Here is a 16,154-nt window from a genome sequence, read left to right as displayed (position 1 = left end):
TTATCGTATTAGGAAGCCTGCTTGATAGCAGCAGCCATGTCGGCGGTGGCGTCATCGACGCTCTTTCCCGCGGTCAGCGCTGCGTACGCGTTGTCCTGGATAGCCTTCGAGATTGCCGGGTAGAACGGGGAGACCGGGCGTGGCTGCGCGTTCTCCAGCGATACCTTCAGTGCCGGCAGGTATGGGTGCTTTGCTACCAGCTCGGCGTCGTCGTAAATCGAGGCGAGCACCGGCGGGAAGGAGGCTTCAGCGAACGAGAGCTGGTTCTCCTCGTTGATGATGAACTCGATGAAGTCCTTCGCCGTCTGCTTGTGCTTGGAGTTGACGTTGATGCCGTTGTTGTAGCCACCCAGGGTGGAAACGCCGACGCCGTCCTTGCCAACCAGCGGTTGGACCTCGAAGTTCACGCCAGCTTCCTGCGCGTTGGTGTACATGTACGGCCAGTTGATCGCCAGGGCGGTCTTTCCTTCGGTGAACGCGAGGTTGGTCTCTTCCTCGGTCGCGGCCGTGGAGCTCTTGGCGATGACGCCGTCGTTGTATGCGTCAACGAGCGCCTGCAGGCCGGCCTTCGCGGCGTCGGACTCGACGGTCGGTGCGCCGGCATCGTCAAGGACGCTGCCGCCCCAGCCGTTGATGAAGCCAAGCGTGTTCACGGTCAGGCCTTCGTACTGCTTGAGCTGGGTGGTCAGGCAGTCGCCTTCCACCTCCTTGCAGGCGGCGATGACGTCGTCGAAGGTGTCAGGCGCGCTCGGCACCTTGTCGACGTTGCGGAACAGCAGCTGGCCGTTCGTGTTCTGCGGCAGGGCGTAGAGCTTGCCGCCGTAGGTCGCGGAGTCGACCGTGGACTGCAGTAGGCCAGAGGTGTCGACGGCGTACTCGCCCTCGAGTGGCTCGAGCCACTGGTTCGCTGCGAAGTCGGCAGTCCATACGACGTCGAGGGCCATCACATCGTAGTCGGCGTTGCCCGCCTGGAGGGACTGTACGAGGGTGTCGCGTTGGTCGTCGGCCTCGCCAGCGAGCTCGGAGAGGGTGACCTTCTCATTGGGGTGGGCTTGGTTCCACTTCTCGATGATTGGCTTGAGCTTGTCCGTATCGTTACGGCCCATCGCGAAAGTAATTGGGCCGCGGCCTTCGCCGACCTCGGAAGCGGTGGTGCCGGAGTCCTTGTTGGTGTCCGCTGGCTCGCTATCGGAAGAGCAGCCGGTCAGCGTTGCTCCCGCGAGTGCGATTGCGCAGAGGGTTGCACCAGTCGTACGGAGTTTCATTCATCCGCCTTTCGTTGCGTCATGTGTGACTCGTGTGAATTCGGTGACTTCAATCTAGTGAAAAACAGGGCCAAGGTGCGACGAAATCTGTAGAATTACCTACGAACGGGGGCGGAAGCGGATCTACGTGTCCGTTTGTATGTGGTTTACGTGCTCTGCGCGGGCGATGGAAGCGATACGGTCCTCACCAGGAGTTTCCGTAGCTCCCGTTACCACGACGACGGAGCCACATGCCGCGAGCGGAGTGAGCACGCCCTGCTCGAATGTCTCGGCGCTGTCCCACCCGGAAATGATCACCCGTTCGGGGGAGGAGGGCTGCTCGGTCGCCTGAGTCGGCTGGGCCCACTGGGAGATGTCGGCGGTCTGCCCAAAGTATTGGTCACCGTAGCTGCGCACAGTCGGGCTGAAGTCGACTGTCCCGACTGGGAGCGAGCCGCCAGACTCGACGACGCCGCGCCCGAACGGATCGCGGGATACGACGACGCACTCTTCCGCGTCAGACCATGTATCCGCCCGCTCCGCCACGGTGAATACGAGCGCCACATCCTCAACAACCTCGGGCGTATCTGTGAACACCGGGCGCCGCCCAATGTTGTACGCCCCGAGCGCGATCACCGCGGCCTGCCACGACACAGGGAGATCAATCACGATGGTGGCGGCATCCTCGAGGTCGAACTCCTCATCCAGGAAGTTGCCCACTTTGCTCAACCAATTGTCGAGGGTCAGCGCGGAGAACTCCATGCGGCTACCCTGGGATTCGTCGTAGACGGTCAGGCGGGGTGCCGCGGGGTCATCCTGCAATAAGCGTGCCAGCATACTCATGGCAGCCAAGCATAGGTGGCCGGGCTAGTTCACGCAGCGGGGGCCCTGACCGCCGGCGTCGATTTCGGGGCCGAGGCTCATGCCGCTGATGTCGTCGCCAGGTGTGCCGACCGGCACGTGCTGCTGGGCATCCGCCGGGTCGACCTTCGCCGGGCCGTTGTAGTCTTCCGCGACAACCGCGATGATGCTGCCCGGCTCGAGTGCATTGTTCGCCGTGACAGGGACACCACCGAGCATCTCTGCCAGCTTCTTCGCGCGGGGGTCTTCGGGGTCGGCGGCAACGACCTGGGATTCCCAGTACACGCCGTCCATCGCGTTGGAAACGTCTGTAACGGTGATGCCCGCGTCGGCGAGCCACTCGCCGGTAGCGCGTGCTTGCCCGGGAACGGAACCAGCGTTGAGGACGAAGACTTGCGTGCCGGCAAAATCTTCGGCCTGCTCCGGTGCCTGCTCCGGCTGCTCGCCCTCGGGAACCTGTTCCTTGATGGCGGCGTCCATGAAGCTGTGGACCTCGTTGACGTCAACGGTCACGATGGATTCGCCGTAGTCGCCGACGCCGTTGACAGAGGTCACCGGGATGGTGGTGAAGGTGACGTTGCCGCCAGCCAGGCCGGACATCTGCTGGGCAAAGCGCATCACGTCGAGGCTCTGGTCCAGGGTGACTGAGCGCTCCGCTGCGTTCGCCAGGTCACGTAGCTTCGCCGGGCTCGTCAGTGTGCCAGCGGAGAGCACCTTCTGTACGAGTGACGCCATGTACGCCTGCTGGCGCACGATGCGGTCGAGGTCGCCGCGTGGCAGGTCGTGGCGCTGGCGCACGAAGGACAGCGCCTGGGCACCGTCGAGCGTTTGCTGCCCGGCAGGGAAGTGCGCACCCGATAGCGGCTCGTCCACCGCAGCGTTGAGGCAGACGTCGACCCCGCCGACCGCGTCCGTCAGCAGGACGAAACCGAGGAGGCCAACCTGCGCGTAGTGGTCGACTTCCACGCCGGTGAGGTCATTGATGGCGTCGATAAGCCCGAGCTGGCCCGCGCGCGCTACCTCCTGCTCGAGGGCGGGGCCTTCCGGCTTGCCCGCAGCGATGAGCTCCTCGCGCTTGGCGGCGGCGTGCGCACTGTAGACACCGTTGATCTTTAAATTGCCGTAGTCGTCGGTGTGCACGTAGGTATCGCGCGGGATGGACACCGCCGTGGCCCGCGATCCGTCGTCGGGGACACGGATAATCATGATGGTGTCCGTGTTGATCTCCCCGTCGGCAATACCTGCGTTGAGGTGCGCCAGCTCGGCCTCACTCAAGGGGTTGCCCTGGGCGTCAGTACGCGAATCTGAGCCGACGAGCAGGATGTCCATCGCGCCGTCGAGCTGCTCCTTGTTGTTCTGCCCGCGGCCTGCATTGATCCGCAGCTCGGAGGCGCTGAGCTGATTGCTGACTCGTCCGACCGTGAAGTACCCGACGGCAGACACCGTCAAGGCGACAGCGGACAACACGGCAAGGGATGCCTTTACAACCGGGTGACCCATCTGCGAAATGTCACGCATCTGCGATGGGGCGGGCTGGATGTCGCGCGCGGGCCTCAGGGAGTCAGTCACAGGGCGCAAGTATACAGGGTGCGAAAAGTGAGCTGGGTAGGTGAGTTCAAGATGCCTCTCACACTTTTGGATGGGTAAGCTGATTCGCATTGTGTTCGCAAAGGCTGACCGGCAGGACAGATAGGAGGACAGGCAGCTATGACGGCTCCACTTGCTGTGGTGGCAGTGACCTATTCGCCAGGCAAGCACCTGGCTGAGCTCATCGCCTCGCTTGACGACGCCACCGCTGGCCAGACACTGCTCATCTGCGCTGATAACGGCTCCACCGATGGGGCCCCGGAGGCTGCAGCGCGTGAACACGAGCACGTCGAGCTGCTGCGGACTGGTGGAAACATCGGGTACGGCGCGGCGATCAACGCCGCGGTTCGTCAGTTGCGCGCTCGCCGGGAGCGCGGCGAGATCAACGGGGATTACTTCCTGATCTCCAACCCCGACGTGGTGTTCCAGGCGGGGAGCGTGGACACGCTGCGCGCCTGCATGGAGGCCCTGCCGGAGGCCGGTGCCGTCGGTCCGCGCATCGAGGACTGCGAAGGCAACCTATACCCGAGCGCGCGTGAGGTGCCGGGCATCGTCACCGGTATCGGGCACGCCCTGTTATATGAGGTGTGGCCGTCCAACCCGTTTTCTGCCTCGTATAAGGCGGAGCAGCACATGGACCAGCAGCGCAGCGCCGGGTGGCTCTCGGGGGCGTGCTTGCTCGTGCGGTGGGACGCCTTCGACGCCATCGGAGGCTTCGACGAGCGCTACTTCATGTACCTGGAGGACGTGGACTTCGGAGACCGTCTGCGTCGCGCCGGGTGGGAAAATGTGTACTGTCCTTCCTCGGTCATCGTGCACGACCAGGGCCACGTCGCCAGTAAGTTTCAGCGGGTCACGCTGCCGGCGCACCATGACTCCGCCTATCGTTTCCAGTCTGACCGTCACCCTCACTGGTGGCAGGCCCCGCTGCGCGCGCTGTTGTGGGTTGGCCTGAAGGTGCGGGCAGCACTGCTTGTTTCGCGCAGTAAGTAATAGAGAACGCTTGAAAGGATTCCACGTGAATGCATCCCGCACCGTGACCCCGGAGAATACCGACGCGGTCATTTTGGTTGGTGGCCGCGGCACGCGCCTGCGTCCGTTGACAGTGAGTACCCCGAAGCCGATGTTGCCGACTGCCGGGCACCCGTTCCTTTCGCACCTGCTGGCGCGGATCCGCCAGGCGGGGATGCGCCATGTGGTGCTGGGGACGTCCTACCGCGCGGAGGTGTTCGAGGAGTACTTCGGTGACGGCTCCGACTTTGGTCTTGAGATCGAGTACGTCGTCGAAGAAGAGGCGCTGGGCACCGGCGGTGCGATCCGGAACGTGGCTGACAAGCTGCGCTTTGATAACGCGATGGTGTTTAACGGGGACGTGCTCTCGGGGGCTGATCTGAGCAAGATCCTGGCCTACCACGCCGAGAAGGATGCCGACGCGACGCTGCACCTGGTCCGCGTCCCAGATCCGCGCGCGTTCGGGTCCGTCCCGACGGATGAGGACGGCAACGTGCTCGCGTTCTTGGAAAAGACGGAGGATCCGCCAACCGATCAGATCAACGCTGGGTGCTACGTGTTCCGCCGCGAAGTCATCGAGCAGATCCCGGCTGGCCGAGTGGTTTCCGTGGAGCGCGAAACCTTCCCTGGCCTGCTTGAATCGGGTGCGAAGATGGTTGGCTATGTGGATACCTCGTACTGGAGGGACATGGGGCGGCCGTCGGATTTCGTGCAGGGATCTTCGGACGTGGTGCGCGGTATCGCGTACTCGCCGTTGCTGGAAGGCCAGACTGGTGAGTCGCTTATCGACGAATCCGCTGGCGTCGCGGGAGGCGTCATCCTGATGGGCGGCACTGCTGTTGGCCGTGGTACGGAGATCGGGGCTGGGTGCCGCGTGGATGACAGCGTCATCTTCGATGGGGTCACGATTGAGCCGGGCGCGATGATTCGTGATTCGATTATTGCCTCTGGCGTCACGATCGGGGCGAACTCCCGGATCGATGGTTGCGTGATCGGTGAGGGCGCCCAAATCGGTGCCCGTTGCGAACTGCAGGGCGGTATGCGGGTGTGGCCGGGGGTTGCGATCCCGGATTCGGGAGTGCGTTTTTCCCCAGATGCGTAAGCGACACGCGGGGTGCCCCGAAAAACCTGCCGGTTAGTAAGGGTATGGCAACCAGGGTACCACATGTAGTACCCCCGGCCCATACCCCCGAATCTGGACCCCTGTGACTGTTGTGACTCGTGTGACTGTTGGCGTGCGTTTCCCGTGGAAAAGGGCGGAGTTTCCCCCCGATAGCTTGCACCTATTTAGTGGTTCGGTGTGTAATCGCAGAAGTACAAGGGTCACTCGTCGCGCCCCTCAAACGGAGTGTGGGCGGTAGTTGGCCGTAACGAAGAACGACGGAGAAAGGGGACGGCGTGGAAGACATGGCGAATGGTGCTGACATCCGTGGCGTAGCCGCGGTTGGCATGAGCTTCGACGAGCTGTTCGGTGCCGTCGAGCAGGAATGGCAAGATCAAGCGCTATGTGCTCAGACCGATCCCGAGGCGTTCTTTCCGGAAAAGGGTGGCTCGACCCGCGAGGCGAAGCGGATCTGCAAAGCCTGCGCCGTGCGTGACGAGTGTCTCGAGTTTGCGCTCGAGCATGACGAACGCTTCGGCATTTGGGGCGGGCTCTCGGACCGTGAGCGTCGCCGCTTGAAGAAGCAGATCGGCTAAACGTCTGGTCTACCAGGGGAAGTCGGAATCGATGTCCCGTGGGTCCAGGTTGATATACGAAGCAACAAGGGCGGTCAGTACCCAATGAATGAGGGCTGACCGCTCTTCTGCCGTCTCGGTACGCTGCTCAATCGGGCGACGGAAAAGCACGAAGCGTGCCCTCGTGGGAACGCCGTAGCGGTCCACGCCTGCCTGCAGGATGCGGCCGAGCGGGACGGGGCCGTCGGCAACGATCTCGTCGCTGAAGCGGGCAACATCGGGGTGCAGGCGCATCCGGGGGATCGTATCGACGGCCAAGTCCACCGTAGCTAGCTGCTCAAAGTACGCGTTGTGCAGTGGAGCGTACGTGTCCAGCACCAGTTGGTCGAACTGCGCGGAGCGCGTCCGGTAGCGAGGAACGCCGACGGGAAGGAGCGGGCCACGGGCCCCGCGTCCATGGCGGTCCCGTGCGGTCCGAAGGTGGTGGATTGGGGCGTTCATGCCCCAGATTCTAGGGATCTTGGGGTGCAGTCGGGTGTGGCGCGCCGGGGACGTACTACCAAAATCTCAAGTTGGGGTTTAGGCTTGGACGGCGTGAGTACTTTCCGTCGGTGTTGTCGTCCTGGTTGTGGCAGGCCTGCTGTGGCCACGCTGATTTATGCCTACTCGGAATCGACAGCAGTCATTAGCCCGCTCTCGCCGAATCCTGAGCCACACGCCTGGGACCTCTGCGAGCGCCACTCGGCGCACATCACGGCCCCTGTCGGTTGGGAGCTGGTGCGAGTAGAAGCCGTCGATATCTTTGACGACGAGGCGCACGCGCTTGAGGACGAAGAGCTTACGGCTCTGGCGCACGCTGTCCGTGAGGCAGGCCGCGTGACCACCGGGCTGGTGGAAAACGGTGGCGACCCAATCGAGTACGAGGCGACGAAAGACTTCAACGATCCGTCGACCTCGAACCACCCGGTACACCGCACGAAGCGGATTGAGGAGCACCTCGCCGCGGAACGTGACGCGCGGCGCTCCCACCTCCACGTTGTGCCCGACCCTGCTGAAGGTAGTGAAGGTACTGAAGGCGGCGACGAGGAGTCGAGCCACTAAGATTGCCGGTATGGCTATTGAGCACACCTATGAGTCCTTGAAGGACCTTATTAAGGCGTATGACATTCGCGGCGTTGTCGGTTCCACCATTGATGCGGATACGGTCCGCACAGTCGGAGCGGCATTCGGCCACATCCTGTACAGCGAGGGGGAGCGAACCATCGCCGTCGGCCACGACATGCGGCCGTCCTCACCGGAGCTGTCGGCCGCGTTTGCAGAGGGCGCAACCTCGCAAGGGTTGCGCGTTCTCGACCTGGGGCTGACCTCCACTGACGAGCTCTACTACGCGGCTGGCACCTTCGAGTGCGCCGGCGCGATGTTTACCGCCTCCCACAACCCGGCCCAGTACAACGGCATCAAGTTGTGCCGCGCGGGCGCGACCCCGGTCAGCACAGACACCGGCCTTTCAGAGATTAGCCGTATGCTCATCGAGGGGGTTCCGGCGTTTGAGGGCGAAGCTGGGAGCGTCGAGAAGCGGGACGTGCTGGATGCGTATGCGCGCTTCCTCCGCCAGCTTGTGCCGCTGCCGCAGGGCAAGGCGCTGAAGGTCGCCGTCGACGCCGCGAACGGTATGGCGGGGCTCACGGTGCCGGCGGTGCTCGGCGACCTGGATATCCGGCCGCTCTACTTCGAGCTCGACGGCACGTTCCCGAACCACGAGGCGAACCCGCTCGACCCGAAGAACCTTGTTGACCTCCAGCGGTTTGTTGTCGAAGAAAAGGCCGACATCGGGCTTGCCTTCGACGGCGACGCGGACCGCTGCTTCGTCGTGGATGAGCGCGGTGAGGCTGTGTCCCCGTCTGCGATCACGGCGTTGGTTGCCACGCGCACGCTTGCGACGCACCCTGGCGCGACCATTATTCACAACTTGATCACCTCGCGGGCGGTGCCGGAAATCATTCGTGAGCAGGGCGGCAAGCCGGTGCGCACGCGGGTGGGCCACTCGTACATCAAGGCTGAGATGGCGCGCACCGGGGCGATGTTCGGTGGGGAGCACTCGGCGCACTACTACTTCACGGAGTTCTTCAACGCGGACTCGGGGCTGGTGGCGGCGCTGCACGTGTTGGCGGCGCTTGCGGAGCAAGACAAGCCGCTGAGCGAAATGATGGCCCAGTACGAGCGCTACGAGGCCTCCGGGGAGATCAACTCCACCGTCGCGGACCAGGCAGCTGCTACCGAACGTGTCCTTGAGGCGCTCGGCGACCGCGTCGCGGATATCGACCGCCTCGACGGTGTGACGGTGTCGCTTCGCGACGAAGACAGCGCACCTGGCCCGGTGTGGTTGAACCTGCGCGCGTCGAATACGGAGCCGCTGCTGCGCCTCAACGTTGAGGCTCCAACCAGGGCGAAGGTCGACGAGATTGTGCAGGAAGTCCTGGCGGTGATCCGTCAGTAGTTTGTGGTCTCTGTCGCCGTTCCGTGAATCGGCGCCACGCTGGTATTCTGAAACGCTGTTGTTTCAACTGTTGCAACGCCGACGGAACTTGCGAAGGAGACACTTATGGAGCACCTGCAAGGGGCTCTACGGACGTACCCGTGGGGGTCGCGCACATTGCTTGCGCAGCTGCGCGGCACCGAGGTGCCGAGTGAGGCACCAGAGGCTGAGCTGTGGTTCGGCGCCCATAGTGCCGCGCCTTCGCTGGTGGGCGAGCAGGGTCTTGACGCCGTGATCGCCGCGGATCCCGTCGGAACGCTGGGCGAGCGCGTTGCCGACCAGTACGGCTCGCAGCTGCCGTTCTTGCTGAAGCTGCTCGCCGCCGCCGAGCCGCTGAGTATCCAGGCGCACCCGTCGCGCTCGCAGGCGAAGGCCGGGTTCTCCCGGGAGGAAGCCGCGGGCATCAGCCTGGATGATCCGACGCGAAACTACAAGGACCCGAACCCGAAGCCGGAGCTGATTGTGGCGCTGACCCCGTTCGAGGCGCTCGCAGGGTTCCGCCCGCTGGAGCAAACGCGCGAGTTTTTCGCCGCGCTCGACTGCGAGGAGCTTGACCGTTACGCCTCGCTTCTCGACGCCACTTCGGAAGAAGCCGGACTCCGCGCAGTATTCACGACGTTTATCTCCCTGCCAGAGGATCCCCGCACCTCTCTGATCGCCGCGATTGTTCCGGCGGCCCAGCGCGTCGCCAAAAACGCTGCGGCGGGGGAGTCCGCGACGCTGGCCGAGATGTTCTTGCGGGTGCACGACAAGTACCCGAATGACGTCGGTGTTCTTGCCGCGTTGTTGCTCAACTACGTGCAGATGCGCCCGGGGGAAGCGCTCTACCTGGCGGCTGGCCAGCTTCACGCGTACCTTGCTGGGCTTGGTGTGGAAATCATGGCGAACTCCGACAACGTGCTTCGCGGGGGACTGACGTCGAAGCACGTTGACGTGCCCGAGCTTGTGAAAGTGCTCGACTTTTCTTCGCTGGAGGACCCGTTTGCGGTGACGTCGGAACAGGACAACGTGGTGAGCTTCCACTTGCCCGTGCAGGATTTCATCATGAGTGCCCACCGTGTCGACGCCGACCACCCGATGCACGTGGACACCGACGGTCCTGCGATCATCTTGTGCACCGAAGGGCAGGTGTGCGCGGGCGACTTCGTGCTCACGCCTGGTCAGGCTGCGTGGATCCCTGCTTCCGACCCGGCGGTGACGTTCGACGTCGCTGAGGGGTTCACCACTGCGCAGTGCTTCTACGCGCGCGTCTAGGACTGATCCTCAGTAGGTTCTTCAGGCGAGGTTGACTCCTCGGAAGGCGCTGCCTGAGCTGCCGCCGGGGATTCCGGGGTTGGCTCCTGCTCGCTCGTTGGTGTTTGGGTAGGCGTCGGCGCCGCTGATGTGGACGCCGTGGCGCCGGGGTTCGGGGCCGAAGTCGTAGACGTCGTCGGTGCTTCCTGCGTTGGCTCCGAAGGCAGCATCGTCGGGGATGGTGGCTGCGTTGTGTCAATCGTGGTTGGTGTTGACACCGTGGTCGGTGCCTGCTGCGTCGTCTGCGGGCGCGAGGTGCTCGAGGCGGTGCTCGGCACATGCGGCGTGTTGGGCCGCGGGGAGCGGTGCTTCGGCCGCTGCGGCTCAGCGGTTGGCGCAGGACCCGCCGGCCGCGGCGCGGACGTAGACGGCGCCACGTTCGAAGGCCGGTACTGCTTCGTCGGCTCCGTCACAGCAGGGCCTCCCGAGAACGCGTGTGCCGGGGCGAGTGGGTCCGCGGACAAGTTGTACGCCGAAGGGGGAGTCGTGGCGACGTGCGCATCAGCAGCGTGTGGCGCTGCTGCATCACGGCGCGAAGAGTTCGAAGTGGGCGTCGATAAGGAAGCGGTTGTTGTGGTGGAGGTTGTTGCGATGAAGCCGGCCTGTGTGCTGGCGTTCGAGCGTCCGGGCGATGATGCGTTCCAGACAACAACTCCCACCGCGATGGCAACACAGATGCCGAGCGCCATGAATGTGGCAACTCTCCTTTGCGTCTGATTCATAGGTTGCCCTTCGCCGCAGAATTTCCAGAATTACAAAACGATAACAATTTCGTTGCTTGGAAACGTTTATAGCATGGATGGTAAACATTGAAAAGGGGCCGCCCGCACGGTTTTCAGGTGGGAAGCAGGGGAGTTCGCAATGCGTGCTGCGCCGTGTAGATTGCAGGGTATATACAGCCTCCACCTGAAAGGACGCACTGATGAGCAGCTGGGACCAGAAGATTTTCTCCGACGACGACAACATTGATTTTCTCGACGAGATCGCGGATTTGGACGAAGAGGACATTCTGGAAGCCGTCCGTGACGCGGTGCTGCTGGCTGCGGACCAGGACAGTGCCTCAGACCAAGAACGCACCAATGGGCTCGCCGCGGCGACCATCACTGCTATCTGGGCCGGTGCACCATTTTCCGCCGGTGAGATTGCGGAGCGTTTCCCGTTCATCCGTGGCAACAGCGGTGAGCTTGACGAGCAGCTCATTGAAAGCGCGGCCGAGCTGCTCGAGGCGGTCGGTGACGACGAGGAAGAGGACGTCGAGCAGTTTTTGGAAGCGCTCGCGTAGAAAAGGCGACGGAGGGCAGGAGGAGGTTAGCGGCATGATCATTGCCATCGAGGGCATTGATGGGGCGGGTAAGAACACCATCGTGCGGCGCATCGTGGAGGAGTACGGCGCGGATACGCTGTCCTTCCCGCGCTATGAGGATTCGCTGCACGCGCAGCTGGCACAAGACGCCCTCTACGGCATGATGGGTGACCTGGTGGATTCCGCCTATGGGATGGCGACGATGTTCGCGCTCGACCGCTACGGCGCGAAGGAGCAGCTCGCGCAGTACCAGGGCGCGCCGGACCGTATCCTGTTGCTCGACCGCTACGTTGCCTCGAACGCCGCGTACACCGCGGCGCGCACCGGCGATGATGCCGCGGCAGAGTGGGTGGCCGAGCTCGAGTTCGAACGGCTCGGGCTGCCGAAGCCTGACCTGCAGGTGCTGGTCGCTACTTCCCCGAGCATTGCGCGGGAGCGTGCGCAGCGCAGGGAGGCGCAAGACGCTTCGCGTACCCGCGACCATTACGAGCGCGACGGCGGCCTGCAGGACGCGACGTTTGCGCAGTACCAGCGCCTTGCCGACAGCGGCTGGGTGAGTCGGTGGATTTCCACGTCGGATGCCACGGCTATTATCCAAGCAATACAAAGCGCGCGTTAAGAGGAGCCACCAATGTCCATGTCGAAAATCCTGGTCGTTGACGACGACCCCGCCATTAACGAGATGCTCACCATCGTCCTGGAGGCCGAGGGGTTTGATTCCCGGCCCGTCACCGATGGTGCCGAGGCCGTCCAGGCCTTCCACGAGTACGAGCCGGACCTGATCCTGCTGGACCTCATGCTTCCAGGTATGAACGGCATCGACATCTGCAAGGCGATCCGCCGCGAGTCCTCAGTGCCGATCGTGATGCTTACCGCGAAGACGGACACGGTCGACGTGGTGCTCGGCCTCGAGTCGGGCGCGGACGACTACATCACCAAACCGTTCAAGCCGAAGGAGCTCGTGGCCAGGATCAGGGCCCGCCTGCGCAGGACGGATGAGGAGCCAGGCGACGTCATCGAAATCGCCGACTTAGTTATCGACGTCCCCCAGCACATGGTGACCCGCAACGGCGAAGAGATTGCGCTGACCCCGCTCGAGTTCGACCTCCTGCTGGAAATGGCGAAGAAGCCGAACCAGGTCCACTCCCGCGACGAGTTGCTGGAATCCGTGTGGGGCTACCGCAACAACTCCGATACCCGCCTGGTCAACGTGCACGTGCAGCGTCTGCGCTCCAAGATTGAGCACGACCCGGAGCACCCCGAGATCATCCAGACTGTGCGTGGTGTGGGCTACAAGTCCGTGAAGTAAGAATGGGAGGTGGCGCTCCTGTTCGCCGTACTGAAACGTAGCAGGGACCGAATCACAGAGGCGTGGCGTACTTCGTTGCAGGTGCGCTTCGTCGGCACAGTGCTGATTGTTTCCGCTGTGGTGATGTTGGTGTTGGGGTTCGCGTTGGCATCCGTGGTGAGCCAGCGCATCGCTGCCTCGAAGATTGAGGCGGCGAGTGTGGAAATCGACCGCGCACGCGTCACGGTTGAGGAGCAGATTAACAACTCGGGGTCGGCGACCTCGCTGCAAAGCCGTTTGAATTCGGCGCGCGCCGGGCTGACGCAGCGCACGCAGCAGAGCTCTGAGGCGACCGCCGTGTACGAGCCGGTGCTGGTGGTGAAGAACCCGAACGGGATCGTTACGTCCTCGCCGGAGGCGTATCAGATCCCGGACAAGCTGGAGGAATACGTTGCGGAGGGGAACATTGCGTACCAGTTCTCTTCGGTGCAGCGCGGTGACCACTCGTCGTACAACGCGCTGATTATCGGCACCCCGACGACTTCTGATGTGCCACACTTGCAGCTCTACCTCGTGATGAATATGGACAACGAGGCCTCGACGCTGGCGCTGATGCGCGGCATCTTAGCGACGGCCACGGTGATCGTCAGCGTCCTGCTGGTGGGGATTGCGTGGTTGGCGTCGCAGCAGATTGTTGCTCCGGTGCGCTCGGCGTCGCGCACTGCGCGTCGGTTCGCGGAAGGACACCTGCGTGAGCGTATGCCGGTCGATGGGGAGGACGAGATGGCGGTGCTGGCGCTGTCCTTCAACAACATGGCTGACAAGCTGTCGCAGCAGATTGACCACCTGGAGCGCTACGGCGATCTCCAGAGGCAGTTCACGTCCGACGTGTCCCACGAGCTGCGTACGCCACTGACCACGGTGCGGATGGCGGCGGACATGATCGCTGCCGACGAGGACTCCTTGGAGCCGGGCACACGTCGCGCCTCCCAGCTGATGACTCGCGAGCTGGACCGCTTCGAGGCCCTGCTCAACGACCTGCTGGAGATTTCCCGCCACGACGCCGGTGTGGCCGACCTGTCCGTGACGCAGATGGATATGAAGGCGCCGATTGTCTCTGCTTGGCAGCAGACGCAGCACCTTGCCGAGGAGCTCGGCGTGGACGTCTCCTTCGACATGCCGGAGGAGCCCGTGATGATGCTCGGCGAGGCTCGCAGGATTGAGCGCATCGTGCGCAACCTCATCGCGAACGCCATCGACCACTCGGAAGGCAAGCCGGTTGTCGTGGCACTGCGAGCCAACGACAGCGCGGTTGCGGTGACGGTCAGGGACCACGGCATCGGGCTGAAGCCCGGACAGGAGGAGCTGGTGTTTAACCGTTTCTGGCGAGCGGACAAGTCCCGCAAGCGCCACTCGGGCGGTACGGGCCTTGGCCTGGCGATTGCCCGCGAGGACGCGCAGTTGCACCACGGCACGTTGGAGGCCGTCGGGGAGGAGGGCGTCGGCGCGATGTTCAGGCTGGTCTTGCCGCTGGATCCGGAGGCAGGCTATTCGACGTCCCCGTTGCCCCTCGAGCTGGAACCCGAGGTGGACGCGGATGGTGTCGAAGTGGACGTCGAAACGCAGGACGAGGAGAGGCAGCCAGATGAAGCATAAGTATTGTGCCGTCATGATGAGCGCGGCGCTGCTGCTGGGCGGATGTGCGACGCTGCCGTCGAATACTGACCCGCATGTGCTGCGGCCCTACCAGGAGCCGGAGCACGAGTCGGAGGTCATCGGCCCGATCAAGGACCGCGAGCCGGACCTTTTGCTCCGAGATTTCTACGCGGCCTCCGCGATCCCAACCGGTGACTACGAAGCCGCGCGCTCCTTCCTGACCGAGGACGCCAAGCCCACGTGGAGCGCGAACGAGCAGACCCTCATCGTCGACCGGATCGGGCTGAATACCGTGTCTGGAAGCGCTGGGAACAAGCGTAGGTTTGCCGTGCACGGCAACGTGGTCGGGGCGCTCGGCAGCGGTGGAGTGTTCACCCCGGAGCGCGGCACGTACGAGGCGACGCTTGAGCTCGAGCAGGTCGACGGCCAGTGGCGCATCGCATCGCTGCCCCCGGGCGTGGTGATGGAGCGCACCGAACTACGCAACCAATACCAGCCCTACAACCTCTACTTCTTCGACCCAACGGGCAAGGAGCTGGTCACCGACCGGCGGTGGGTGTACTCGCCGCGCGACTTTTTGCCGAGCACGCTGGTCTCGCTGCTCCTCGACGGCCCAGCGACCCGCCTGCGCCCAGCCATCATGGGCACGCTGCCGTCGACGGTGCGCTACACCGGGTTCGAAAATGGTGCCTACCACTTCGCGGGCCTCGGCAGCATGCCGGAGGCGGACCGCAGCCGTTTCGCGGCGCAGGTGGTGTGGACACTCGCCTCCGCCGGCGTGACCGGCCCGTTTTCGCTGATCTCCGACGGCGAACCACTCATCACAGGTGCCCGCGAACTCACAACGGACGACTTTATCGACGTCAGCCCCGTCGTCGAGCAGGTCGGGGAGAGCACCCTGTATTCGCTCGCCGACGGCCACGTCTCCCAAATCACCGGTGGCGGCCCCCAGCCCGTGCCCGGCGTGCTGGGGAGCACGCGCAGCGTGGTCACCGCCGACGTTGCTGGCGGTGGGCAGTGGGCGGCTGTCTTCAACCTCGGCGACGGACCCGAGGGTGCGGAGCTGCGCCTCGGGCAGCTCACGGAAGGGGATGTGGGCGTGGTCAAGGCGGAGACGTTCTCGCGCCCATCCTTCGAATCCGACAGTAAGGCAGTGTGGACCGTCTCCGACGGCAAGCACGTGTTGCGCTCCGCGCAGTCCTCGGCGACGGGGGAAGTCACCACTGAGGAGGTGCACGTTGACCTGCCCGAGGGGGTCGACGGCAACATCTCCGTCCTGCGCCTTTCCCGTTCCGGCTCGCGCGTCGTGATGGTGATCGACGGCCACCTGTACACCGGCATCATTGAGCAGCGCGCGGCGGGCGCCGGGGCGATCGTCAACGTCCTTGAGTACAGCTTTGAACTTGGCGGAAGCGTGGTTGCTGCTGACTGGCACCCGGACGGCTCGCTGATCGTGGGCACGTCGAACCCGGCGTCCCCGGTGATGCGCGTGGAGCAGGACGGCTCTTCGACCACTGCGCTGTCGATTGGGAATATTTCCGCGCCGGTTGTGGCGGTGGCGGCGTCGTCAAGCATGCTGTACGCCACGGATGCCAACGCGATCCTGCAGATGCCCGTCAGCGGTGCGGACACCCCGATTTGGCGTGAGGTGCCTGGGCTGCAGGGCGTGCGCTCTCTCCCAATCATTGCGAGGTAGCT

At 63.9% G+C, this 16,154-nt stretch carries 17 protein-coding genes; 12 read left to right on the top strand and 5 right to left on the bottom strand.

Features of this window, described 5'->3' with window-relative positions; genetic code table 11:
- Positions 1-8: 8 nt before the first annotated feature.
- From BJP08_RS09210 to BJP08_RS09200, 3 genes are all read right to left on the bottom strand, one after another.
- The gene (locus BJP08_RS09210; RefSeq protein ID WP_071569303.1) at positions 9-1,265 is read right to left on the bottom strand and encodes an ABC transporter substrate-binding protein; all 1,257 of its coding nucleotides are present in this window, start codon (positions 1,263-1,265) and stop codon (positions 9-11) included.
- Positions 1,266-1,388: 123 nt separating this feature from the next.
- Positions 1,389-2,087, bottom strand: coding sequence for a TIGR03089 family protein (locus BJP08_RS09205; RefSeq protein WP_071569302.1), 699 nt, complete (start codon positions 2,085-2,087; stop codon positions 1,389-1,391).
- 24 nt (positions 2,088-2,111) lie between these two features.
- On the bottom strand, positions 2,112-3,674 hold the full coding sequence (locus BJP08_RS09200; RefSeq protein ID WP_071569301.1) for an LCP family protein: 1,563 nt from the start codon (positions 3,672-3,674) through the stop codon (positions 2,112-2,114).
- Between the two features lie 138 nt (positions 3,675-3,812).
- Between BJP08_RS09200 and BJP08_RS09195 the strand changes: the two genes are divergently transcribed.
- The 3 genes from BJP08_RS09195 (at position 3,813) to BJP08_RS09185 (ending at position 6,401) form a co-directional block, all read left to right on the top strand.
- The gene (locus BJP08_RS09195) at positions 3,813-4,685 is read left to right on the top strand and encodes a glycosyltransferase family 2 protein (protein WP_071569300.1); all 873 of its coding nucleotides are present in this window, start codon (positions 3,813-3,815) and stop codon (positions 4,683-4,685) included.
- Between the two features lie 25 nt (positions 4,686-4,710).
- On the top strand, positions 4,711-5,805 hold the full coding sequence (locus BJP08_RS09190) for a sugar phosphate nucleotidyltransferase (protein WP_255364813.1): 1,095 nt from the start codon (positions 4,711-4,713) through the stop codon (positions 5,803-5,805).
- A gap of 305 nt (positions 5,806-6,110) precedes the next feature.
- Positions 6,111-6,401, top strand: coding sequence for a WhiB family transcriptional regulator (locus tag BJP08_RS09185; RefSeq protein WP_305083192.1), 291 nt, complete (start codon positions 6,111-6,113; stop codon positions 6,399-6,401).
- Positions 6,402-6,410: 9 nt separating this feature from the next.
- Here BJP08_RS09185 and BJP08_RS09180 read toward each other — a convergent pair whose 3' ends face one another.
- Positions 6,411-6,881, bottom strand: a complete 471-nt coding sequence (locus tag BJP08_RS09180) for a metallopeptidase family protein (protein ID WP_071569299.1) — start codon at positions 6,879-6,881, stop codon at positions 6,411-6,413.
- Between the two features lie 93 nt (positions 6,882-6,974).
- Here BJP08_RS09180 and BJP08_RS09175 point away from each other — a divergent pair, with 93 nt between their 5' ends.
- From BJP08_RS09175 to manA, 3 genes are all read left to right on the top strand, one after another.
- Entirely contained in the window at positions 6,975-7,481 is a 507-nt protein-coding gene (locus tag BJP08_RS09175) for a DUF3499 domain-containing protein (RefSeq protein ID WP_255365770.1), read from the top strand.
- Between the two features lie 10 nt (positions 7,482-7,491).
- Positions 7,492-8,877, top strand: coding sequence for a phosphomannomutase/phosphoglucomutase (locus BJP08_RS09170; protein ID WP_071569297.1), 1,386 nt, complete (start codon positions 7,492-7,494; stop codon positions 8,875-8,877).
- Between the two features lie 105 nt (positions 8,878-8,982).
- Positions 8,983-10,170: a mannose-6-phosphate isomerase, class I gene (gene manA / locus BJP08_RS09165; protein ID WP_071569296.1), complete on the top strand. Its 1,188-nt coding sequence runs from the start codon at positions 8,983-8,985 to the stop codon at positions 10,168-10,170.
- On the opposite strand, the gene BJP08_RS11495 is transcribed toward manA, so the two are convergent.
- Positions 10,167-10,379 carry a hypothetical protein gene (locus tag BJP08_RS11495; protein WP_143110087.1) on the bottom strand — a complete coding sequence of 71 codons (213 nt, stop codon included), beginning with the start codon at positions 10,377-10,379 and terminating at the stop codon, positions 10,167-10,169. The genes manA and BJP08_RS11495 overlap by 4 nt on opposite strands.
- Before the next feature lie 22 nt (positions 10,380-10,401).
- On the opposite strand from BJP08_RS11495, the gene BJP08_RS09160 reads away from it, so the two are divergent.
- The 6 genes from BJP08_RS09160 (at position 10,402) to lpqB (ending at position 16,152) form a co-directional block, all read left to right on the top strand.
- On the top strand, positions 10,402-10,926 hold the full coding sequence (locus BJP08_RS09160; RefSeq protein WP_143110086.1) for a hypothetical protein: 525 nt from the start codon (positions 10,402-10,404) through the stop codon (positions 10,924-10,926).
- A 205-nt stretch (positions 10,927-11,131) separates the two neighbouring features.
- Positions 11,132-11,491, top strand: coding sequence for a DUF4259 domain-containing protein (locus BJP08_RS09155; protein ID WP_071569294.1), 360 nt, complete (start codon positions 11,132-11,134; stop codon positions 11,489-11,491).
- A gap of 34 nt (positions 11,492-11,525) precedes the next feature.
- The gene (locus BJP08_RS09150; protein ID WP_071569293.1) at positions 11,526-12,131 is read left to right on the top strand and encodes a dTMP kinase; all 606 of its coding nucleotides are present in this window, start codon (positions 11,526-11,528) and stop codon (positions 12,129-12,131) included.
- Between the two features lie 18 nt (positions 12,132-12,149).
- Positions 12,150-12,821, top strand: coding sequence for an MtrAB system response regulator MtrA (gene mtrA, locus BJP08_RS09145; protein WP_070477811.1), 672 nt, complete (start codon positions 12,150-12,152; stop codon positions 12,819-12,821).
- 9 nt (positions 12,822-12,830) lie between these two features.
- A complete protein-coding gene (gene mtrB / locus BJP08_RS09140; RefSeq protein WP_369816421.1) occupies positions 12,831-14,456 on the top strand; it encodes an MtrAB system histidine kinase MtrB in 1,626 nt (541 codons plus the stop codon).
- Complete coding sequence (gene lpqB / locus BJP08_RS09135) at positions 14,446-16,152, top strand: MtrAB system accessory lipoprotein LpqB (protein WP_071569292.1); 1,707 nt, start codon at positions 14,446-14,448, stop codon at positions 16,150-16,152. Before mtrB ends, lpqB begins: the two co-directional genes overlap by 11 nt.
- The last annotated feature ends 2 nt before the right edge of the window (positions 16,153-16,154 follow it).

It is taken from the genome of Corynebacterium sp. NML140438 (assembly GCF_001875725.1).
Lineage (GTDB): Bacteria > Actinomycetota > Actinomycetes > Mycobacteriales > Mycobacteriaceae > Corynebacterium.
Note: the sequence above shows the minus strand (reverse complement) of the source record. Positions and strands in the feature narration are given on the sequence as shown.